The organism is Muriicola sp. (assembly GCF_041567615.1).
GTDB lineage: Bacteria > Bacteroidota > Bacteroidia > Flavobacteriales > Flavobacteriaceae > Muriicola.
Genome location: NZ_JBFGBM010000024.1, coordinates 1 through 20,729 on the forward strand (window position 1 = coordinate 1; position 20,729 = coordinate 20,729).

The window sequence follows — 20,729 nt, forward strand, 5'->3', positions numbered from 1 at the left end:
CCAGTATCCCACGGGCATTGCATTTCTGAGATGTCAGTTCATTGACACAGATCATAAATGTGGATACAGAGGTATTGAAGGAAAAGTCCTCTATGTCTTCCTTTACTTTCTTGATGGTCTTGTGGAGGGTTTTCAGGGCTCCCTGGTTCGGTTTATCCTCCGAAAGAAAGAAAGATCCGTTTTCCCCCGAGTGATATAACCTCCACAGTTTTTTAAGGAAGGCAAAAACCCCGGTTATCCCCGCTGTATTCCAGGGTTTGGATTGTTCCAGCGGGCCCAGGAACATCTCGTAGAGCCGGAGAGCATCCGCCCCGTATTCCTCACAGATGGCATCCGGGTTGACCACGTTGTACTTGGATTTGGACATTTTTTCCACTTCCCTTCCCACCTGGAATACTCCATTTTCCTTTACAAACTCTGCATCCTTGAATTCGGGACGCCATTCCCTGAAGCCCTCAATATCGAGTTCATCGGAAGCATTTACCAGGGACACATCGGCATGGATGGGATCCACCGTCTTGCCTTCTGTCAACCCCCTGGACAGGAACCGATTCGTGCCTTCTTCCCGGTATACAAAAGCGCTGGTCCCCAGGATCATTCCCTGGTTGATCAGTTTCTTAGCGTATTCGTCCTTTACCACCCACCCTTTGTCGTACATGAACTTCTGCCAGAACCTCGAGTAGAGCAAGTGCCCTGTGGCATGCTCTATCCCACCGATGTAAAGATCGACGTCCTGCCAGTAGGAGATCGCTTCATTTGAGAAGATCGCCTCATCATTGAGGGGGTCCATATAGCGGTTAAAATACTGGGAGCTGCCCGCCCAGCCCGGCATGGTATTGAGTTCGAGGGGAAACACTTCCTTGTGATCGATCAGTTCATTGGAAACTACCTTGTTTGTTTTGGTATCCCAGGCCCAGTCAGTCGCATTTCCCAGGGGCGGTTCACCGGTCTCCGTGGGCAGATACTTTTCCACCTCCGGTAACGTTAGCGGAAGGTGCTTTGGATCAATCATTTTCGGGATCCCGTTCACATAGTATACTGGGAAGGGTTCCCCCCAGTAACGCTGCCTGCTGAATACGGCATCGCGCAGCCTGTAGTTCACCTTGCCCTTCCCGATCCCCTTCTCTTCCAGGGCCTTGATGATGGTAGCCGTGGCTTCCTTATAGGAGAGTCCGTTGAGAAAGTCGGAATTGGCAATGACCGTATTTTCCTTGTCGGTAAAAGCCTCTTCGGAAATATCCACCCCTTCGAATATATTCGGGATGGGGATGTTAAAATGCTTTGCGAAATCATAATCCCTCTGATCCCCGCAAGGGACAGACATGACCGCACCTGTACCGTATCCCGCCAGCACGTAATCCCCTATCCAGATCGGCACCTTTTCACCGCTGAAGGGATGTTTTACATAAGCTCCTGTGAAGACGCCTGTAATGGTCTTGACATCTGCCATGCGGTCCCTTTCGGATCGTTTGGCGGAGGCCTCCACATATCGGTCTACCTCTGCTTTTTGCGCCTTGGTCGTGATCTTTTCTACCAGAGGATGTTCAGGGGCAAGGGTCATAAAACTCACTCCAAAAAGCGTGTCCGGCCTGGTCGTGAAAACCTCAATGGGATAAGTGGTATTGTTCTCCTCCGTAGGTTCCGTATAAAAAGTGATGGAAGCTCCGACAGAACGACCTATCCAGTTCGTCTGTGCATCTTTCAGGGGTTGTGGCCAGTCTATAGTCTGAAGCCCATCCAGCAGTCTCTGGGCATAGGCGGTGATCCTCATACTCCACTGAGTCATTTTTTTTCGGACCACAGGATGGCCTCCCCTTTCTGAGACCCCGTTTACAATCTCATCATTTGCAAGCACGGTACCCAAAGCCGGACACCAGTTTACCTCCGTATCGGCCAGGTAGGTGAGGCGGTATTTCAAAAGGAATCGCTCCTGTTCCACTTCTCCCATGGCATTCCATTCACTTGCGGTGATCAGAGGGGTATCATCGTCGCAGGCGGCCTTTATGTTTTCGTTTCCTTCCTTGCTGAGTCTTTCGACGAGAACAGAGACATCCTCCGCCTTATCAGCCTCCTGGTCGTACCACGAATTGAACAATTGGATAAAGATCCACTGTGTCCATTTGTAGTAGGCCGGGTCCGAGGTGCGCACCTCCCGGCTCCAGTCGAAGGAGAACCCCAGCTGGTCCAGCTGCTCCCGGTATCTTTTAATATTGGTTTCCGTGGTGATTGCCGGATGCTGTCCTGTTTGAATTGCGTATTGCTCGGCCGGCAAACCAAAGGAATCATACCCCATGGGATGCAAGACATTGAATCCTTTGAGTCGCTTGTAGCGGGCGTAGATATCGCTGGCGATATAGCCCAAGGGGTGTCCTACGTGCAGCCCGGCACCTGACGGATAGGGAAACATGTCCAGAACATAGAATTTATCTTTTGCAGAGTTGTTCTCGGCTTTAAAGGTCTGGTTCTTGGCCCAGTATTCCTGCCATTTATCTTCAATCCTCCTGAAATCGTATTTCATCCTGTTTCGTTCTCTTGCTATTGCGGCAAAAATAGGTGTATTCCCCGAAAGGGAAAAGCGCAGGAACACAACAATAATACGATTCCAAAGATCGTTTCTTATCTGGAAGTTAAAACAGGTATCCTCCGTGTCGCACGTGAAACAAATCCGGATCATAATCATCCTTGTCTTGTGCTGCGTTCCCTTTGCAGGGATGGCCCAGCTTGGATTTTGCCAGGGTAATTCCGGCACTCCCATTTTCACAGAGGATTTTGGCACAGGAATCACCAACGGACCCGCATTACCTCCCGGGACTACTACATACACCTATGTAAACGGGGCCCCGGACGATGGGAGCTATACGATTACGAGCAGTACCGCGGGATACTTCGACTGGTTCAATATTCAGGACCACACCCCGGATGATGTCAGTGGAAAGGCCTTTATCGTCAATGCGAGTTTTACGCCGGGAGAATTTTACCGAAGGGCAATAACGGGGCTTTGTGAGAACACTTCCTATGAATTTTCGTCCTGGCTGTTAAACCTGCATCCACGCACGGGGGTAGGATGCCCCAATAACGGAATACCCATCAATGTAAAATTTGAGATCTGGGACAGCACGGATACCAATTTGCTGGCCTCAGGGGACACCGGGGATATCATGGACAAGATCGAGCCGGAATGGGAACAGTACGCCCTGCTCTTCACTTCACTTCCGGGACAGACCTCGGTTATCCTCAAGATGATAAACAACAGCGAAGGAGGTTGCGGGAATGACCTGGCCATAGACGATATAGTGTTCAGGTCCTGTGGTGATCTCGTAACTCTGACGGATACTCAAACCAGGACCTCAATAGTACAATGTGAGAATAATGGCCCTGTTCCCAGCCTCACCCTTACTGCTTCTCCGGATTTCAGCATTTTTAACAGCCATTACTACCAATGGCAGGAAAGTACGGATGCCTCGACATGGGTCGATATTCCCGGCGAGACCACTGATACCTATACTACTCCCGTGATTACTACTGACCGGTATTACCGGGTGGTTGTTTCCGAGGATCTGGTAAATATCTCCAACAACCTGTGTAACGTGAATTCAGAGGTCTTTGAGATCGTCTTTGTTCCAACCCCCACACCTCCATCCAATGTGGGCGACAGACAATTATGTGAGAATTTTGAAACGGGACAACTCACCGTAAGGGTTCCGCCCGGGGTCAGGGTCGACTGGTATGATGCCCCGACAGGCGGTAATCTGCTGGAGTCCAACACCATCACCTACGAAACAGGAATCGCGGGCACTTATTACGCTGAAGCCGTGTCTAACAGGGCCTATTGTCCTTCCCTAACCAGGACCGCCGTCACTCTGGAGTTCTACCCCCTGCCTGAAGTGACGGATGAAGACCTCACCTTCTGTAATAATGAGGAAATAACTCTGGAAGCCGGCATTACCGGTGTTACCTACCTATGGAGTACAGGAGAGACCACTTCCTCGATCACGGTCTCTTCTCCGGGGACCTATTCAGTTGAAGTCAGGGATCCCAGAGGTTGTTCCAATATCAAAACGATCAGGTTAACACAAGTGGAAGCCCCTGTGATCAGCTCCATTGAATCTGAGAATGAAAATATTGCAATCAGTGTTGGCGATACAGGTGTCTATGCCTATTCCCTCGATGGGGTTAATTACCAGCTACAGCCCTTGTTCGTGGATATCCCGGGGGGATTATACACCATTTCAGTCAGGGCCAGCGATGAATGCCCTCCTGTGGTAGAAGAGTTCTTTCATCTGGCTGTACCCAGGTTCTTTTCACCCAATGGAGATGGGATTAATGACATTTTTGAAATCCCTGGAATTGAAATGCTGTCTGATTATGAGATCCGTGTATTTGACAGGTATGGAAAATTGATCAAAAGCACTTCAGGCGAACCTCTGAGTTGGGATGGAACTTATGGCAACCGATTGATGCCCTCGGGAGATTACTGGTACTCCGTAAGAATTGAGGATAAGTCAAAACAAGGACACTTTTCCCTCGTGAGGTAATTCAGAAGGGCTGAGGTATTATTCTTGTTCCTCGTTAAGGAGGTTGTCCATACTTTAGTATTTTTACAGCATTATTATTTTGTATGAGTACTTCCTTTGAGCGATACCAGAAGAGAAAACTGATATCTTCCTATTTCTCCGTTGTCCTGAGCATCAGCCTGGTCCTTTTCCTCCTCGGTGTTCTGGGGCTCCTGGTGCTCAATACTAAGAAACTGGCAGACCATTTTAAAGAACAGATCACCCTATCGGTCTTTTTAAAGGACAATGCCAAGCAGGTAGAAATTGACCAGCTACAAAAAAGCCTTGTCCTCGCCCCTTATACAAAGAAGGCCACCTACGTGTCCAAAGAGGAAGCCGCGGAACAGCACAGTGAAGAGATCGGGGAGAATTTTATCGAATTCCTGGGATACAACCCTCTGAAGAATTCCATTGATGTGCAGCTCAACGCAGAGTTCGTTACCCCAGAAGAGATCGCCCAGATCGCCGAGGAGATCTCTGCAAAAGGTTATGTGGAGGAGGTCAGTTATGACAAACCCCTGATCGCCCTGCTGACCGAAAATGTAAAGCGGGTCTCGTTCTGGATCCTGGTGGTGTGCGGGATCTTTACTTTTATTGCGGTATTGCTTATCAATAGTTCCATCAGGCTGTCCATCTATTCAAAGCGATTTATCATCAAGACGATGCAAATGGTGGGGGCGACCAAATCTTTTATCCGATGGCCCTTTATCTGGACGAACGTTAAACTGGGGATGCTCGGGGCCGTTCTCGCGCTGGTGCTTCTGGGCGGGTTGCTTTACTACATGAATGTGAATTTTCCGGAATTGGACCTGTTGCAGGACACTTTGTTTCTCGGAGGTCTCTTCCTGGGCGTATTTGTTCTCGGGGTGATCATCTCCCTGCTGAGTACTTTTTTTGCAACACAGCGGTTCCTGAACCTCAGGACGGACGATTTATATTACTAACTTTGCCACCATGGGAAAAAAACCGAAAAAGGCAGGGGATACACCGCGCAAAGAATTCATCTTCCAGAAAAGGAATTACATATTCATGTTTGCGGGTATTGCATTGATGGCTCTCGGGTTTATCCTGATGAGTGGTGGAGGCAGTGACGACCCGCTCGTTTTCAGTACAGACATCTACAGTTTCAGGAGGATCAAACTCGCCCCAACCCTCGTTCTGATAGGCCTGGGTCTGGAGGTTTACGCCATCCTGTTGAATCCCTATAAGAAAGACTAATTGGAGCTTATAGACGCCATCATCCTGGGTATCGTACAGGGTCTGACCGAATTCCTGCCGGTATCTTCCAGCGGGCATCTGGAATTGGGCAAAGCCATCCTGGGTGAAAATCAATTGCCCCAGGACAGCCTTTTATTTACGGTTGTCCTGCATTTTGCCACAGCCCTGAGTACCATCGTCGTATTCCGAAAAGATGTCCTTGATATTTTCAGAGGACTGTTTCAACTCCAATGGAATGAGGAGACCCGTTTTTCTCTAAAGATCATCTTGTCCATGGTCCCTGCTGTTTTTATTGGATTATTTTTTGAGAAAGAACTCGAAAGCCTCTTCGGGGATAACGTGGTGCTGGTGGGTTTCATGCTGATCATCACCGCACTCCTGCTCTACCTGGCAGACCGGGCACAGGAAACCGATAAAAGCGTGAATTTTCTAAATGCCTTTATCATTGGAATTTCTCAGGCCATAGCGATCCTGCCGGGCATCTCCAGGAGCGGAGCCACGATCTCGACCTCCGTTCTTCTTGGGATAGACAAGAACAAAGCGACCCGCTTTTCCTTTTTGATGGTCGTTCCTCTCATCCTCGGGAAAATGATCCTGGATCTCTACAGCGGTGAGATCGATTTCCAGAGTGATCAGATCGTGCCCATCAGCGCGGGATTCACAGCGGCTTTCCTCGCCGGACTAGCCGCCTGTACCTGGATGATCCAACTGGTGCGGAAAAGCAAATTACAGTACTTTGCCATCTATTGCTTCCTGGTGGGACTGATATCCATCGCCATCGGGTTCTGGAATTAATCGTCTTTCAATCGTGGAATGGTCTACATTATCAAAAGAGGATTTTCTCAACGGACAGGTTCTGCTGTTCGACAAGCCTTTGGGGTGGTCTTCCTTCCATGTGGTGAACTCTGCAAAATGGGCGCTCAGGAAGAAGTTTGATCTGAAAAAGATCAAGGTTGGGCATGCCGGTACCCTGGACCCCCTGGCCACAGGCCTCCTGGTGGTATGTACGGGAAAATTCACCAAAAGCATTCCCGGCATACAGGACCAGAGAAAAGAGTATACGGGGACGATCACCCTGGGAGCCACCACCCCCTCATACGACCTGGAAACGGAGGTAGACCAAAGATTTCCAACCGATCATCTCACTAAGGATCAGATCATTCATGCCACAGAATCCTTTACCGGAAGGATCTACCAAAAACCTCCCGTATTCTCCGCAATAAAAAAAGACGGCAAAAGGCTTTATGAATACGCCCGTAAAGGCAAAGAGGTGGAGGTGAATGCCAGGGAGATAGAGATCTATGAATTCGAGATCACCTCATTAGAGATGCCGGAAGTTCATTTTCGGGTGGTGTGCAGCAAGGGCACTTATATTCGCTCCCTGGCGCATGATTTTGGCCAGGAACTCAACTCCGGGGGGCATCTTTCAGCCCTCAGAAGAACCAAAATAGGGTCTTTTTCCGTAGATAATGCTATAACGCCAGAGGCATTCAAAACACTGATTTTTCCTCAATAGTCAGCACTTTATCGTAATTTAAGGCGTTATGAGAAATGGTCATGGCTAATATTCTCAAATACTTCGATTGGATCAAGGACCTGAACAGGAACCAGCTTTCGTTCATAATTACCTTTTTTTCCTTGTCCATCATGGTCTTGTTGCTCTTTAATCTTCACCTGGGTGCTGAAGAGCAGGATGAGTACGTCATAGAATTGAGCCTGGCAGACGAAGAACTGGTGGAATTGCTCGAACAGGAAGAGCAGAAAGCTGAAGAGCTGGATGATCAGAATCTGGAAAAGACCAACCGCGCCATGAACGAGACGGCAAAACCCAGTATTGGGGCACCGGAACCCCTGAAAACCCTGCAGGAACTTCTGGAGGAACAGCAACTGAATGCAGATGACAACCCGGATGACCTCCTGCAGGATGATGAAGCCTACAGGGCCTCCCTGAAGGAACTGGCCAAGATCCGGGAAGAACGCAAACAGCAGCTCGGTGAAAAGGAGGCAGAGAAAAAAGAGTACACGGATAACCTCATCAATAAAAGGACACGGATCACCTACTCATTGGTCGATAGGACTTCCTATGAGCTGCCTCCGCCCATCTATACTTGCCTGGAAGGAGGTAAGGTGGTCATCAATATCAAGGTAGACCGGATGGGATATGTGACGGAAGTGGATTTTAACGCGACGAGTTCCAACACCGATAACGGGTGCCTGGTTGAAAACGCCCTGAAATATGCCGCACAGGCGCGGTTCAGTCCGGGATCGAAACAGGTTCAGCTAGGAACGATCACCTACCTCTTTCAAAGTAAGTAAATCCACCAGGTCGCCTAGGATATCCTTCCCTTTGTCCGCGTTGAACCATTGCTGCAATTCCTCTTTAAAATCGGCTGTAAGGACGCCATTTTTAGCCTTGTAAGCCGCTGCGATCTCTGCTGCTTTTGTGGGCAGGGGTCCCCATGTAGAAATAACGGTATAGTCCTGATCCAAAACGATCAGCTTGGGAATGGATTGCTTCCCCTCCGTAAGAAATAGATCCATGATCTCCGGGTAATCACTTCTCAGGATGATCCTGAATTCTATATTACCGTTGATTTCGGCGATCCTGTTCATAACAGGAAGGCTGGGAGCAGCGTCCCCGCACCAGCTTTCGGTGATCACCAGCCAGTAGACCTTCTCATCGAAGTCCCTTATCGCCTCCAGACGGTCATCGGAGATCCTGAGCGTCTTATCCCAGCGCTTCATCCTCCTGTCATTGAGGGTCGTGTATTTCTTATAGGCTTCTGACTGCTCCGGACCGGTAGTCCCGTCTTTTTTTGCCAATTCCGATACGAGATCCCTGAATTCCCCGTAGCTCATGGCCGTATCAATTGCGTCCTTCAACAGTTCCTGAATATGTGTCGGTTTGCTTAAATCCATATGGTAATTAATTCCTTTAGTGATTTTCCCTGATCTCTACTCTGTAGGAAAAAGTCGTGAATCCTTACAAGGGTGACATTCCGAACTAAGATCAGATCCCTTCCGGGTTGATCGCCAGGCTTTGGAAAAGCTTGGCTTTGGCCTTGAAGAACTTGTTCTGCAATTCGTTCTGCTTCAACCGGGCGTCGATCAGCCTGCTTTCCCTGCTGTTGATCAGGAAAAGGGAACTCTCTCCAAAACTGAATTTGCGCTCTTCCCCGGCGAGCAGGGTCCTGTAGTTGTTTACAATGTCGTAGACAAGACGGTTCTGCTCCTGAAAGGAATCCAGCTCGTTGTAGATCGCGATAACTTTGTTCGCAATTGTGATAGAGGCATTGGCATATTCAAATTCGGCGTCCCTCAGCTTGTATTTGGCCAACCTGAGCTCTCCTCTCTCCTTTCTGAGGAAGAGGGGCAGGCTTATGTTAAGGCCTCCTTTGTAGTTTTGCTCCTCAAAGGAATTGAGAAACTCCGGTGTCTCGGTCAGGAAGTTGTACTCCAGATCGATCTGAGGCAAAAGCTGATTGGTCTTCAAACGCTTGTCTATGGTGAGCTGGTCAATCTTGAGTCCCAGAGAAACGATTTTGGGATGGTTCTCCAGCGTAAAACTGTCCAGCGGACGTCCCATGATCTCCAGGGCCAGATCGATCTCCCCCTGAAGGGAGGTATCCGGAATGACCCCGTCCCGGAGTTCTACCGGCACGTCGTTGGCCATCCAGAGGAAATTGGACAATTCCAGCGCCTTATTTCGGAGGTTCACTTCTGCCTGGGTAAGGCTCAGCGCCCGGTTCTGGAAGGCGACCTTGGCCTCCACGGTATCGATGGCGGCGATATCGCCGGCTATTGCCCTCTCCCTGATCCCCTCAAAGCGTATCCGTGCATTCTGAAGGAAGCTGCGGAAGATCTCACGGTCGTTATAGGCCTGCAACCAGTCGAAATAAGCCAAAGAAGCATCGTACAGGATTTCGTTGATCAGCAGGTCCCTGTCTGCCCGGGTTTGCTCCCGGAAGAATTTTGCCTTTCTGAGAGTAGCCATACGGTCGTTCGCGAGAAACCCCCTTCCCAGCGAAAAGGAAACCCCTGCGCTGTACAACCCGTCATCCGGCAAGGTCTCATCCGAATTGAGAAAGTCCCCTTCGGCCTGCTCGAAGTTCCCTTTAAATTCTATCCCATACCATGTCGGGATCTTAAAGGTGGCGTTGAGTCGGTCGTAGTATTCGGTGCCCTTGAACTGCTTCCTGTCAAAATCGACCTCAACTTTGGGATCAAATCCACCCCTGGCTTTCATGAGGTTGGCTTCCCCTATGGCGATAACAAGTTCTGCCTGTCTGGCCACGGGATGGTATTTCTTGACATACCCCAGATACTCCCTGAAATTGAGCACAAGGGAGTCTCCTGCCTGTCCGTAGATCGGAAAGGTAAATAAAAGGATGAGTAGGGTAAGATACTTCTTCATTCCTATTTGTTATCGCTTTGTGCCATCCCGTTCTCGGGCTGGTAGTAATTGGGTGGGAAGCCATTGAGTTGCCTCCAGAGCTCGAACCAAATCGGAACATCCTCCAGCAAAGCCAGCGTATTGGCGCCTGATCCTACTCGGATGTCCGTCGGCCACGGGTGGTCGTCCGGATCAGGGGCCAGCAGGACCCGATACTTCCCATTGCTGCTGATAAAGGTCTCAATGGCTACCACCTCGCCCCCATACGTACCATAGGATACATTGGGCCAGCCGCTGAAGATGATGGCAGGCCATCCGTCGAACTGAATCCTGACCTTTTCCCCGATGTGGATGAGGGGGAGGTCGATGGGCTCCACATAGGTCTCCACGGCCAGCGCATACTCCGAAGGCATGATACCCACGAGTCTGTCTCCCTCTTTAAAAGTTTCCCCAATTCCTCCCTGCAGGGCTTTGTTGATATAACCGCTCTGAGGAGCGCGGATATAGTACATCTGGCTCCGTATCTCGTAATTGGTGTACTCATTCTCGAGTTTGGTCACCTGGGCCTCGGAATCGAACTGGTTGGACTGGGCGGTGAACATATCGCTCTGGGCCTTGGAGATCTTATCGGTGTATTCGGCCTGAATCCTGTTGATCTCCACAGTGGCGTTGATGATCTCGTTCTTTGAGGCGAGGAGGGTGTTCTCCTGGGATATCAGCTTCGCCTGGGTCTCCTGGAGTTTAAGCCTTTTTTCTTCCACATCGGTAATAGCCTTTAACCCTTCGTTCTGAAGTTGCACGACCCGGTCGTACTGCCGTTGAGCAATGGTGATATTCGTTTTGGCAGCCTCCAGGTCGATGCTGTCGCTTTGCACTTTGAGCTTGGCCTGGAGCAGTTTGTTCCTCGCCTGCTCCAGTTTCAGGCTGCGCTCCTGTCTCAGAGCACCGATCTGTGCATTCAGCGCCTTTACTTTCTCCTGATAGGAGGTAACTGCCTGGGATTTAGCCCGGATCTGATCGCCCGTCCTGTTGATAAGGTTGGGGTCGAAGTATTCATTTTTGATCTCGGAAATGTAAAGGATGGTATCTCCCTTCTTCACAAAATCTCCCTCCCTGACAAACCATTTTTCGATCTTTCCCGGTATGGGCGACTGTATGGTCTGGGGACGGTGCTCCGGATTGAGGGTGGTGAGATACCCCTTCCCCTGTATGGTCTGTGTCCAGGGCAGGAACAGCACAATGAGCCCGATGATGGAAAAAACCATCAGAAAACGGTTGAAATGCTTGTGGTCCCTCTCATGAAATACCTTCTGAGAAGACTTATAGGGCATGAGGTCTACCTTCCTATTGAGCTTATTTGGAGAAATATTCAACATATCCGTTAGCTTTCGTTAATGATTTGGCCGGCTTTCATGGTAACGATCCGGTTGCACTTCCTGGTCCACCTTGGATTCTGACTCACCACTACGAGCGCCCAGGGGTTAGATCGATCCGTGAGGAAATCTATGATCTTTTCAGCCTCCGCCGGGTTAAAATGGTCCAGGGGGTCCTTCAGGATGAGAAGTCTGGGCTTGCGCACGATACTCCTGGCCAGGACAATCTTTTTACCTACCACATAGGGTATCTGCTGCCCTTCAGGGTACAGCATGGTCCTGAGCCCTCCCGGCTGATCCTTGACAAAATCCGTGAGTCCGGTTTTGTCCAGGGCCCAGTAGATCTCCTCGTCAGAAATGGAGGTATCCCCAAAGGTGATGTTCTCGAGAATACTTCCCTCGAAAGGGGACTCTTCGGTCAGGGATTGCCCGATGTGCGACCTGTAGTAATTCAGAGAAATCTGTTTCAGGGACACATTGTTGACATAGATCATGCCCTTATCCGGTTCAATGATACCCGCGATGAGCCTGAGCAGGGTAGATTTGCCAGAACTGCTTTCGCCTTTGATCTGTAAGGTACAGTCCGGTGTGATCGTCAGGGACAAGTCCTTGATGATAGGGATATTGGTTCCCGGAATATCGTATCCCACATTTTTGAGTTCCACATGGAAGGACTCGCTCTCCTTAAAGGGTCGCTCTCCTTCGATAGGCTCAAGGTCCTTGTCTACCACCTGTCCCAGTTTTTCCAGGGAGGTCAGCAGGTCATAGAAAGTTTCCAGGCCCAGGATGAGTTTCTCCACACTGTTGATCACCAGGAGGATGATAATCTCAGCGGCCACGAACTGACCTATATTCATTTCCTGATTCAATACCAGGATACCACCGATGAGGAGCAGTCCGACCGTTACGAGTACCTTGAAACCGATCATCTGGATGAACTGGATCACCAGGATTCGGAAATGGCCCTCTCTTGCTTCCAGATATTGCTCTACGAGCACATCATTCTTGTCCATGGCCAGGCTCGTCTTTCCCGAAAGCTTGAAACTGAGAATAGACCGGGCAACTTCCTGCAGCCAGTGGGCCACCTTGTATTTGTTGGCCGATTCCTCTAAACTGGTCTCCAGCCCCCTCTGGGCGGTGAATTTAAAGACCAGATAGATCAAAAAGATCAGCAGGAAACCATAGATGATGAAGAATGGGTGGTAAAAAGAGAGCAGCATCAGTCCAAAAATGATCTGCAGCAGGGCCGCCGGAAAATCCACCAGGATCTTGGCCAGGCCTTTTTGGACCGTCAGGATATCGAAAAACCTGTTGGCCAGCTCCGGGGGGTAGAAATCCCTGAGCTCACTGATTTTTATCTTAGGGAACCTGTAGGCGAATTCAAAGGAAGCCCTTGTAAAGATCTTCTGCTGCACGTTCTCAATGATCCTGATCTGCATGAGCTGCAGAATGCCCACAAAAGCTACACCCAAGGTCACCAGGATCACGAGCACGATCCATGAAGTACTGATCTGTGCTCCCTGTATCAGGTTGATAATAGCCTGGATCCCGAGAGGCAGGGACAGGTTTACCAATCCGGCGAATATCGCGTAGTAAAAGATCTGGAAAATATCCTTTTTATCCAATTTCAAAAGCCCCAGCAGACGCTGCCAGGCTGTGAGTACAGTCTTTGCCATTTCTTACTTGTCTATTGATTTAAAAACAAGGTCAGTGAAGTATTCTGTAGGTGTAACCTCATCGCCGCAATCAGTGAGCGAAGGAAAATGCTGGACGAGAAAATACTGGTGTAGTGTACCTTCCAACACGGTACTGGCCAGACTCGCCGGAAAGGGATATTCCGGAGAGACTTCAGTGATCATCTCTTTGATTCGCATGACCATGCGCTTGTAAATCTCGAAATAACCCTCCTTGTTTTCGTTATCCACCTCTTTGGTGAGATATGATTTGGAATACTCGTTGATGATGATGTCATTGAGCAATACCTCGTTGATGTGAGAAAAAGATGCATCGAGCACCACCGGTTTGCTGATGACCTCTATGGCCTTTTGCAATTTCTCAGACGGATCGGAGATACTGTTGGTCGCAAATACAAATTGGTACTCCAGCCATCCCCAATACCAGGAAGTCAGATAAAGCAACAGCTTGTGTTTATTTTCAAAGTAGCGGTATATGGAACTCTCGTTGGAGCCGATCTTATCTCCCAGTTTTTTAAAGGTGAAGGAGTCAAAGCCCAGTTCATGGATCATCAGGATACTGTATTCCACAATCCTTTTCCCTAGGTCAGAAGACTCCGGATCCTTTACAAAGGTCTTATTATTGACCTCGATCTTGATGGTTTGCAAGAGATGTTTCATCCGGTCTTTCTTTGGTTATCGTCGCAAAAATAATAGTATTACTTTCATATCTTAATAGTTTAACTATTTTTTAACAAGAGTAATACTTGATTAAGTGGTGGAACTTGCCTATTTTTGATTTGAACAACAAAACTGATAACTATGAAACGATTTCTGTTAACCCTGTGTATCCTAGGGGGAAGTCTGACGCTTCAGGCCCAGGATAAGCAGCAGGTCACTGTTGAAAAAGGTACCCTGCTGACCATTGCGGAGCCTGTCTCCGACCAATACAGATATGTCCTTTTCCCCAGGAAGAATTTTATTATCAAGCGTGGTGGCATTGCAGATATGAAATCTGTTTACGGCAAGGAAGTAGAGGTTGTAGACTTCTCTTACACTAAGGACGGGGACACCAAGGTGACCCTGAAACGAACTGATGGAAAGAAATTCTTCAGGAATTTTAAAACCGTAGACGCCTACCTCGAAGATGCGCTTACTTCTGGTGAGCTAACAAAATAAGTGTTTGTTCTCTGATACCGGTCCTGTCATTCCTTTCTGAAGGAATTTGGCAGGCCGGTTTTTTTTTGGCCTTATCCAGCTATCAATACCCTTCATACCACTGAAATTTCTCCCGAATGATGGTATCCTTCTCCGCCCTGACGTATTCGAGATAGGCTTCAGCAATTGGAGAGAACTTTTTTGATTTTAACCAGATCAGGTTCCATGTGGTGCTGATCGGAAGCCCTTTGACCGGCAGAATCTGAAGGGAACCGATATTGAGTTCGTTTTTCAACCCAATGATGGGCATGATGGAATACCCGAGTCCGGCTATGACAGCCTGCTTGACGGCCTCGTTGGAGGTAAGCTGCATCATCTTCCCGGTCCTGATCCCGTTAGCCTGCAGGAAGTCGACCATAGCCCGGCGCGTAGCCGACCCCTTTTCCCGGAAGATAAAGGGCAATTTGGCGAAATCCGATTTTCTTATCGGTTTCCCTTTCTCTAAAGGAGCCTTACTTCCCACCAGATATAATTTATTCTTCATCAGGGTAACCATGTCTATATCGAAATGTTCTGGCAAAACAGAGACCAGGGCAAAATCTACCGCATTATCTTCCAGGCTCCTGATCACCCCTGCCTTATTGATAACATCCATCTGCAGGTCTACTCCTTCGTGTTCGCTCATAAACCCTGAAAGGAAGTAAGGCATCACATACTTTGCCGTAGAGACAATGGAGATTTTCAGGGTACCCACCAGCTGACCCTTATGGGCCCGTGAACGGTATCGGATGGACTGGACCTCATTGAGGATGCGCTCGCTCACCTGGGCGATCTCCTGCCCGAATTCCGTGATGTACAATTGGCGACCTATCACCTCAGTAAGAGGAATATCGAACTGTTCCTGAAGTTTTTTCAGCTGAATAGACACTGCCGGCTGGGTGAGGTGAAGTACCTCTGAAGCCTTGGTAATACTTTTGGTCTCAGCAATGGTCTTGAAGATCCTGAGCTGTTGTAAAGTATAATTCATAAATATTATTTATGTTTTTCATTGTAAATATAAATAAAAATATATGAATCAAAGACCCGTTCTTTGCGCCAAAATTTAGAAAAGCTATGACTAAAATCACAGTTGCCAAAGGAGATGGAATAGGTCCTGAGATCATGGATGCCACCCTTGAAATTTTGAAAGCTGCCGGTGCAGAACTGGAAATTGAAGAGATAGAGGTAGGAGAAAAGGTCTACCTCCAGGGAAATTCCTCGGGAATCTCTACCGAAGCCTGGGACTCTATAAGACGTAATAAGATCTTCTTAAAGGCTCCCATTACCACTCCTCAGGGTGGAGGTTACAAAAGTCTGAATGTGACCACCAGAAAATCGCTCGGCCTTTACGCCAACGTCAGGCCCTGTTTCAGCCTTTCTCCCTTTGTCGACACCAAGCATCCCGGTATGAATGTAGTGATCATCAGGGAAAATGAAGAGGACCTTTACGCAGGGATCGAGCACCAGCAGACCGATGAAGTGGTACAGTGTCTTAAGCTCATCAGCAGACCCGGATGTGAGAAGATCGTGCGGTATGCCTTCGAATTCGCGAGGAAATACAACAGGAAAAAAGTGACCTGCTTTACCAAGGATAATATTATGAAGCAGACCGACGGCTTGTTTCACCAGGTCTTTAAGGAGGTCTCGGCAGAATATCCCGATATCGAGAACGAACACTGGATCGTGGACATAGGGGCTGCCAAACTCGCAGATACCCCGGAAGCCTTTGACGTTGTTGTGATGCCCAACCTCTACGGGGACATCCTCTCTGATGTGGCTGCACAGATCGCAGGTTCGGTAGGCCTGGCAGGTTCTGCCAATATCGGTGAATCCTGTGCCATGTTCGAGGCTATCCACGGTTCTGCACCCCGACGCGCCGGACAGAATATGGCCAATCCCTCCGGATTGCTGCAGGGAGCCATCATGATGCTCAATCATATCGGACAAACCGATGTGGCCGAGAAGATTCAGAACGCCTGGCTCACAACCGTAGAAAAAGGAATTCACACCTATGACATCTATAAGGAAGGGGTGAGCAAGAAAAAAGTGGGTACCCGGGAATTCGCCCAGGCCGTGATCGACCACCTGGGGCAGACCCCGGAGATCCTGGAGAAAGTAACCTACGAAAAAGGAGCCCCGCTGCAACTCCCGGCCTACAAGCGCAAACAAGGTGTAAACAAGGAACTACAAGGGGTAGATCTCTTCGTGCACTGGGACGGCTACAAGGCCTCGGAAATTGCAGAGCGATTACAAAAATTAAACAATGAGAATATCGGTTTATCCATGATCACCAACCGGGGTATTGTGGTATGGCCCAAAGGTTTCGACGAGACCTTTTGTACAGACCACTGGAGATGCAGGTATACGAATCCAAATGGACAGTCCGTGTCCAAGGAGGAGATCGTTTCCCTGCTCCAAAAAGCCATCGACCACGGGATCGATGTGATCAAAACCGAAAACCTGTACACCTTCGAAGGGAAACCGGCATTTTCTCTTGGACAGGGCCAATAAGAATATTCATTAACTAAACAGACCTGTATGCTATCGTCAAAAACAATGATCACGATCACTCTGGGGTCCGCTTTTTTCCTGGGATTCATAGCACTTTCCATGTACTATGATCTCATGTTCAAAGAGCTTCTCGCACTTGGCTTTATCCTGGGGTGCATCGCCTTTATGAAACTTGTAACCCTTAGAAAGTAATTTAATTAACCCTTTAATCACACATTAAATGCAAACTCAACAAACAGAAATCCAAAAAGAGCAGACCACCATCAAGCTCGTGGAAGGTACCTATACGCCCATGGAGGCCGCTGATATCCTGTTCGCCCTGATCGGGGATAAGATCAAATTCCACAATATGCAAATTCTCAGCCTGCAGGAGCGTTTCGGCATTGATTCCGTCCACTCAGAGCAAAGGATTAAGGAATTAAAAGAAGCCAAAATGCAGGTAAAGGATCTCATCCTGGAAGCGCGGGATGCAGGGATGACACTGCAGATCGAAGGTAACATCAAAATCAACTTCCTGCCAAAGGAATAAAAGACGGAATCGGGTTACGTGCCCGGTAACAATTTGTGAGATATGGATCTTCATCTGCTGGTCGATAACCTGACCAACCCTGCCTTATTGTTCTTCTTCTTCGGTATCCTGGCCGTTCAACTCAAGAGCGACCTGGAAATCCCGGCCAGTTCCTCAAGGTTCATTTCCTTGTACCTCCTGTTCTCCATAGGGTTCAAAGGCGGACTGGAACTTTCCCACAGCGAACTCGATATGGAGATCCTCTGGTCCCTCCTCTTCGGTGTGCTGTTGGCAGTAACCGTTCCTTTGTACGCCTTTGCCCTGTTGCGAAAGAAATTTGGGGTAGAGAATGCCGGTGCCATCGCCGCGGCCTACGGCTCGGTAAGTGCTGTTACCTTTGTCACTGCCGTCACCTTCCTGGAGATCGAACAAATCCCTTTTGGGGGTCATATGGTGGCCGTCATGGCCCTGATGGAAGCGCCCTCCATCATAGTCGGGGTTCTGCTTATGTCACTTTGCAGAAACGGGAAACAAAAGGAGGTCAGTCTCAGAAGCGTTCTACACCATTCCCTTACCAATGGCAGTGTATTGTTGATCCTCGGTAGCCTTGTGATCGGTTTCCTCGCCAATGAACATCAGGCGGAAGGGATCACCCCCTTTACCACAGATATTTTCAAAGGGTTCCTGGCTGTTTTTCTCCTGGACATGGGAATCACCAGTGGAAAAAAGCTCGCGTCCTTTCTCGATAACGGTTGGACGGCCCTTTTCTTTGCCCTTCTCGTCCCATTATTCAACGGTTGTGCTGTAGCCCTTATCAGTTCCTTTGTCACGGACAGCGTAGGAAACCAGTTCCTTTTTGCCATCCTGGCGGCAAGTGCCTCCTACATCGCCGTACCGGCGGCAATGAGACTCGCAGCGCCCAAGGCGAACCCCAGTCTGTACGTCCCCATGGCCCTGGCTATAACCTTCCCTTTTAACATCACCATAGGCATGCCGCTCTACCTGTATATCATTCAGACATTCTGAAATTTCCCCTTATCTTTAGAGAAACCTTTCTCTAAATGGGCAAGAATCGATGCGGGTGGTGTGAGGCCTCCGAGCACTATATCCGCTATCACGATGAGGAGTGGGGAGTCCCCGTTAAAGATGATGATAAACTCTTCGAGTTTCTTATCCTGGAAACGTTTCAGGCAGGTTTGAGCTGGCTTACCGTGCTGAACAAAAGGGAAAACTTCCGCAAGGCCTTTGACGACTTCGACTTTCGGAAAGTAGCGAACTACGACCAGGAGAAATTAGATTCTCTGCTAAGTGATGCTGGGATCATCAGGAATAAATTAAAGGTAAGAGCTACCGTAAGCAATGCAAATGCCTTTTTAAAGATCCGGGAGGAATTCGGAAGCTTCAGCGACTATATATGGAGCTTTGTGGATCATACGCCCATAAAAAACTCCTTCACTGACCTCTCTGAACTGCCGGCCAGGACCGAATTGTCTGACCGTCTCAGTGCCGACCTTAAAAAAAGAGGGTTTAAGTTCGTAGGCAGTACCGTGGTCTATGCCCATATGCAAGCAACGGGCATGGTCAATGACCACCTCACCACCTGTTTTCGATATGATGAAATATAATTTCTATCTCGCCTTGATCTCCTTTCTATGTGCTATCCCCCTTTGGGGACAGGCTAAATACGAGCGAGAATTCAGGATTAGAAAATCTCAATTTCCTGAACGGGCTTCGGCCTGGATCGAAGAGGAGATAAAGGATGCCCGGAGAATCAGGTTTTACAAAGAGATCGATAGTGCAAGAACGAGGTTCAAAGCAAAGCTCAAAAAGGACAGACTACATTACACCGTTGAATTCACTTCCCAGGGTGATCTGGAAGACATCGAGTTCATAATCAAGGAAGTAGACATACCCAGGGAGGTATATGGGGATATTGAAGATCAATTAGCTCAGGAATGTGGTCGTTTTAAGATACGGCGCCTTCAGCAGCAATATCCGCTGGGGGCAGGCAGGAAGGCAGCCACCTTGATCAAAGATGCCTTTCAGAACCTGATCCTTCCCTATATCAATTATAAATTCATCGTATCCTGCAAGACAAATGAGGGGCGCGTAGATTTTGAATACCTTTTTAACGCTGAAGGATTTTTCCTTTCCCGAAGGAGATCCTTGCCCCCTAACTATGACCATATCCTGTATTAGGAACCTCCCTTATCTTCTCTCTTTAGAATGCGAATGTATTCTGCCCTGGGGATCAATTCGGCCCCCAGGCTTTCCAGATGGGTGGTGTGAAGCTGGCAGTCGATCAGGCAGTATTCCTTCTCCTCCAGCTCCCTTGCCAGATGTACGAGCGCACATTTGGAGGCGTCCCTAGATTTGCTGAACATACTCTCCCCGCAATAGACGTGGCCCAGGTCGAGTCCGTACAGTCCCCCAACCAACTTATTGTCTTTCCACACCTCATAAGAATGGGCAATGCCCTTATGGTGCAATTGAATATAAGCCTTCTTCATTTTATCGGTGATCCAGGTCCCGTGCTGCCCGGGCCGGGGTGCCTTTGAACAGGCATCGATGACCTCCTCGAAGGCGGTGTCACGGGTAACTGTAAAAATGCCCCTGTTCAGGGTATTCCGCATACTCTTGCTCACCTTAACTTTTGAAGGGAATAATACCATCCTCGGATCCGGGCTCCACCACAGGATAAGGGAATCCTCGCTGAACCAGGGAAAGATGCCGTTGCGGTATGCCAAAATGAGCCTTTCAGGGGAGAGATCCCCCCCTACAGCCAGCAAGCCCTCCTGGTTGGCCATCTCCACCGGGGGAAAGACCAGCCGGTCATCTAAGAAGGTAATAGGCGTGTTCTTGTTCTTCACGGTTAACAGAGTTATCTTCCGGAAGAGGGTAAAAAGATCTTAGAAAGGAAGATCGTCGTGATCCTCCTCATTCAGCTCATTGGCTGGTTCAAAGGCATCCATAGGGGGTACGGGCGGCATCTCCTGTGCTCCGTCTTCTGCGTATAGCTTTTCAATACGCCAACCCTGTATGGAATTGAAGTATTTGGTTTCCCCCTGGGGATTGACCCATTCCCTGCCTCTCAGGTTGATGCTGACCTTTACGCTGTCCCCCTCCCTGTAGGAATTTAGAAGATCGGTCTTATCCTGAACGAATTCGATCATCAGGTGCTGGGGGTATTGTTCTTCTGTTGTAACGACCAACTCTCTCTTCCGGAAACCGTTGGATCCGTAGGTTTTGGTCTCGTCGATCATTTTGATCTTGCCTTGTATTTCCATAATCACTGTTTTAACA

Annotated in this window: 22 protein-coding genes; 13 read left to right on the forward strand and 9 right to left on the reverse strand. The window is 48.8% G+C overall.

Annotation, left to right across the window (positions count from 1 at the left end; all coding sequences use genetic code 11):
- Window positions 1-2,518: leucine--tRNA ligase (gene leuS / locus ABYP73_RS02915; RefSeq protein ID WP_372973396.1), on the reverse strand; the 2,518-nt coding region annotated here is incomplete at its 3' end.
- Window positions 2,519-2,645: 127 nt separating this feature from the next.
- Here leuS and ABYP73_RS02920 point away from each other — a divergent pair.
- The 6 genes from ABYP73_RS02920 (at window position 2,646) to ABYP73_RS02945 (ending at window position 8,087) form a co-directional block, all read left to right on the forward strand.
- Window positions 2,646-4,535, forward strand: coding sequence for a T9SS type B sorting domain-containing protein (locus ABYP73_RS02920; RefSeq protein ID WP_372973397.1), 1,890 nt, complete (start codon window positions 2,646-2,648; stop codon window positions 4,533-4,535).
- Window positions 4,536-4,618: 83 nt separating this feature from the next.
- Complete coding sequence (locus ABYP73_RS02925) at window positions 4,619-5,497, forward strand: cell division protein FtsX (protein WP_372945448.1); 879 nt, start codon at window positions 4,619-4,621, stop codon at window positions 5,495-5,497.
- A 10-nt stretch (window positions 5,498-5,507) separates the two neighbouring features.
- Complete coding sequence (locus ABYP73_RS02930; protein WP_372945449.1) at window positions 5,508-5,771, forward strand: DUF3098 domain-containing protein; 264 nt, start codon at window positions 5,508-5,510, stop codon at window positions 5,769-5,771.
- Window positions 5,772-6,566, forward strand: coding sequence for an undecaprenyl-diphosphate phosphatase (locus ABYP73_RS02935; RefSeq protein WP_372945450.1), 795 nt, complete (start codon window positions 5,772-5,774; stop codon window positions 6,564-6,566).
- Window positions 6,567-6,579: 13 nt separating this feature from the next.
- The gene (gene truB / locus ABYP73_RS02940; protein WP_372973398.1) at window positions 6,580-7,287 is read left to right on the forward strand and encodes a tRNA pseudouridine(55) synthase TruB; all 708 of its coding nucleotides are present in this window, start codon (window positions 6,580-6,582) and stop codon (window positions 7,285-7,287) included.
- A gap of 41 nt (window positions 7,288-7,328) precedes the next feature.
- Complete coding sequence (locus ABYP73_RS02945) at window positions 7,329-8,087, forward strand: hypothetical protein (RefSeq protein WP_372945452.1); 759 nt, start codon at window positions 7,329-7,331, stop codon at window positions 8,085-8,087.
- Here ABYP73_RS02945 and ABYP73_RS02950 read toward each other — a convergent pair.
- The 5 genes from ABYP73_RS02950 to ABYP73_RS02970 form a co-directional block, all read right to left on the reverse strand.
- A complete protein-coding gene (locus tag ABYP73_RS02950; RefSeq protein ID WP_372946139.1) occupies window positions 8,052-8,690 on the reverse strand; it encodes a thioredoxin family protein in 639 nt (212 codons plus the stop codon). The two genes, ABYP73_RS02945 and ABYP73_RS02950, sit on opposite strands and share 36 nt — an antisense overlap.
- Before the next feature lie 91 nt (window positions 8,691-8,781).
- The gene (locus tag ABYP73_RS02955) at window positions 8,782-10,185 is read right to left on the reverse strand and encodes a TolC family protein (protein WP_372973399.1); all 1,404 of its coding nucleotides are present in this window, start codon (window positions 10,183-10,185) and stop codon (window positions 8,782-8,784) included.
- Window positions 10,186-10,187: 2 nt separating this feature from the next.
- Window positions 10,188-11,540 carry an HlyD family secretion protein gene (locus ABYP73_RS02960; RefSeq protein WP_372946137.1) on the reverse strand — a complete coding sequence of 451 codons (1,353 nt, stop codon included), beginning with the start codon at window positions 11,538-11,540 and terminating at the stop codon, window positions 10,188-10,190.
- A gap of 5 nt (window positions 11,541-11,545) precedes the next feature.
- Entirely contained in the window at window positions 11,546-13,213 is a 1,668-nt protein-coding gene (locus ABYP73_RS02965; RefSeq protein WP_372973400.1) for a peptidase domain-containing ABC transporter, read from the reverse strand.
- 3 nt (window positions 13,214-13,216) lie between these two features.
- Window positions 13,217-13,891 (reverse strand): TetR/AcrR family transcriptional regulator, encoded by a 675-nt coding sequence (locus tag ABYP73_RS02970; RefSeq protein ID WP_372973401.1) that lies wholly within the window; start codon window positions 13,889-13,891, stop codon window positions 13,217-13,219.
- A gap of 141 nt (window positions 13,892-14,032) precedes the next feature.
- Between ABYP73_RS02970 and ABYP73_RS02975 the strand changes: the two genes are divergently transcribed.
- Complete coding sequence (locus tag ABYP73_RS02975) at window positions 14,033-14,389, forward strand: hypothetical protein (RefSeq protein ID WP_372973402.1); 357 nt, start codon at window positions 14,033-14,035, stop codon at window positions 14,387-14,389.
- Between the two features lie 82 nt (window positions 14,390-14,471).
- Here the strand turns inward: ABYP73_RS02975 and ABYP73_RS02980 are convergent, their stop codons facing one another.
- Window positions 14,472-15,395, reverse strand: a complete 924-nt coding sequence (locus ABYP73_RS02980; RefSeq protein ID WP_372973403.1) for a LysR family transcriptional regulator — start codon at window positions 15,393-15,395, stop codon at window positions 14,472-14,474.
- A gap of 86 nt (window positions 15,396-15,481) precedes the next feature.
- Between ABYP73_RS02980 and ABYP73_RS02985 the strand changes: the two genes are divergently transcribed.
- The 6 genes from ABYP73_RS02985 to ABYP73_RS03010 are packed head-to-tail and all read left to right on the forward strand — an operon-like array spanning window position 15,482 to window position 19,625.
- A complete protein-coding gene (locus tag ABYP73_RS02985; protein ID WP_372973404.1) occupies window positions 15,482-16,918 on the forward strand; it encodes an NADP-dependent isocitrate dehydrogenase in 1,437 nt (478 codons plus the stop codon).
- Window positions 16,919-16,963: 45 nt separating this feature from the next.
- Entirely contained in the window at window positions 16,964-17,110 is a 147-nt protein-coding gene (locus tag ABYP73_RS02990) for a hypothetical protein (protein WP_372945684.1), read from the forward strand.
- Window positions 17,111-17,138: 28 nt separating this feature from the next.
- Window positions 17,139-17,447 carry a hypothetical protein gene (locus tag ABYP73_RS02995; protein WP_372945685.1) on the forward strand — a complete coding sequence of 103 codons (309 nt, stop codon included), beginning with the start codon at window positions 17,139-17,141 and terminating at the stop codon, window positions 17,445-17,447.
- Window positions 17,448-17,489: 42 nt separating this feature from the next.
- Complete coding sequence (locus ABYP73_RS03000) at window positions 17,490-18,452, forward strand: sodium-dependent bicarbonate transport family permease (RefSeq protein WP_372945686.1); 963 nt, start codon at window positions 17,490-17,492, stop codon at window positions 18,450-18,452.
- A 35-nt stretch (window positions 18,453-18,487) separates the two neighbouring features.
- Window positions 18,488-19,051, forward strand: a complete 564-nt coding sequence (locus tag ABYP73_RS03005) for a DNA-3-methyladenine glycosylase I (RefSeq protein WP_372973405.1) — start codon at window positions 18,488-18,490, stop codon at window positions 19,049-19,051.
- Window positions 19,038-19,625, forward strand: a complete 588-nt coding sequence (locus ABYP73_RS03010) for a hypothetical protein (RefSeq protein ID WP_372973406.1) — start codon at window positions 19,038-19,040, stop codon at window positions 19,623-19,625. Before ABYP73_RS03005 ends, ABYP73_RS03010 begins: the two co-directional genes overlap by 14 nt.
- Here the strand turns inward: ABYP73_RS03010 and aat are convergent.
- Window positions 19,622-20,296 carry a leucyl/phenylalanyl-tRNA--protein transferase gene (gene aat / locus ABYP73_RS03015; protein ID WP_372945689.1) on the reverse strand — a complete coding sequence of 225 codons (675 nt, stop codon included), beginning with the start codon at window positions 20,294-20,296 and terminating at the stop codon, window positions 19,622-19,624. The two genes, ABYP73_RS03010 and aat, sit on opposite strands and share 4 nt — an antisense overlap.
- 39 nt (window positions 20,297-20,335) lie before the next feature.
- Window positions 20,336-20,713, reverse strand: coding sequence for a DUF3127 domain-containing protein (locus tag ABYP73_RS03020; protein ID WP_372973407.1), 378 nt, complete (start codon window positions 20,711-20,713; stop codon window positions 20,336-20,338).
- Window positions 20,714-20,729 lie beyond the last annotated feature (16 nt).

Excerpts from the sequence above, each read along its gene's own strand:
- ABYP73_RS03005 (WP_372973405.1), top strand. The coding sequence starts at position 18,488 with ATGGGCAAGAATCGATGCGGGTGGTGTGAGGCCTCCGAGCACTATATC.
- ABYP73_RS02995 (WP_372945685.1), top strand. The coding sequence starts at position 17,139 with ATGCAAACTCAACAAACAGAAATCCAAAAAGAGCAGACCACCATCAAG.
- ABYP73_RS02985 (WP_372973404.1), top strand. The coding sequence starts at position 15,482 with ATGACTAAAATCACAGTTGCCAAAGGAGATGGAATAGGTCCTGAGATC.
- ABYP73_RS02970 (WP_372973401.1), bottom strand. The coding sequence starts at position 13,891 with ATGAAACATCTCTTGCAAACCATCAAGATCGAGGTCAATAATAAGACC.
- ABYP73_RS03000 (WP_372945686.1), top strand. The coding sequence starts at position 17,490 with ATGGATCTTCATCTGCTGGTCGATAACCTGACCAACCCTGCCTTATTG.
- ABYP73_RS03010 (WP_372973406.1), top strand. The coding sequence starts at position 19,038 with ATGATGAAATATAATTTCTATCTCGCCTTGATCTCCTTTCTATGTGCT.
- ABYP73_RS02960 (WP_372946137.1), bottom strand. The coding sequence starts at position 11,540 with ATGTTGAATATTTCTCCAAATAAGCTCAATAGGAAGGTAGACCTCATG.
- ABYP73_RS02965 (WP_372973400.1), bottom strand. The coding sequence starts at position 13,213 with ATGGCAAAGACTGTACTCACAGCCTGGCAGCGTCTGCTGGGGCTTTTG.
- ABYP73_RS02990 (WP_372945684.1), top strand. The coding sequence starts at position 16,964 with ATGATCACGATCACTCTGGGGTCCGCTTTTTTCCTGGGATTCATAGCA.
- ABYP73_RS02955 (WP_372973399.1), bottom strand. The coding sequence starts at position 10,185 with ATGAAGAAGTATCTTACCCTACTCATCCTTTTATTTACCTTTCCGATC.
- ABYP73_RS02950 (WP_372946139.1), bottom strand. The coding sequence starts at position 8,690 with ATGGATTTAAGCAAACCGACACATATTCAGGAACTGTTGAAGGACGCA.
- ABYP73_RS02945 (WP_372945452.1), top strand. The coding sequence starts at position 7,329 with ATGGCTAATATTCTCAAATACTTCGATTGGATCAAGGACCTGAACAGG.
- ABYP73_RS02930 (WP_372945449.1), top strand. The coding sequence starts at position 5,508 with ATGGGAAAAAAACCGAAAAAGGCAGGGGATACACCGCGCAAAGAATTC.
- ABYP73_RS03020 (WP_372973407.1), bottom strand. The coding sequence starts at position 20,713 with ATGGAAATACAAGGCAAGATCAAAATGATCGACGAGACCAAAACCTAC.
- ABYP73_RS02980 (WP_372973403.1), bottom strand. The coding sequence starts at position 15,395 with ATGAATTATACTTTACAACAGCTCAGGATCTTCAAGACCATTGCTGAG.
- ABYP73_RS02925 (WP_372945448.1), top strand. The coding sequence starts at position 4,619 with ATGAGTACTTCCTTTGAGCGATACCAGAAGAGAAAACTGATATCTTCC.
- ABYP73_RS02975 (WP_372973402.1), top strand. The coding sequence starts at position 14,033 with ATGAAACGATTTCTGTTAACCCTGTGTATCCTAGGGGGAAGTCTGACG.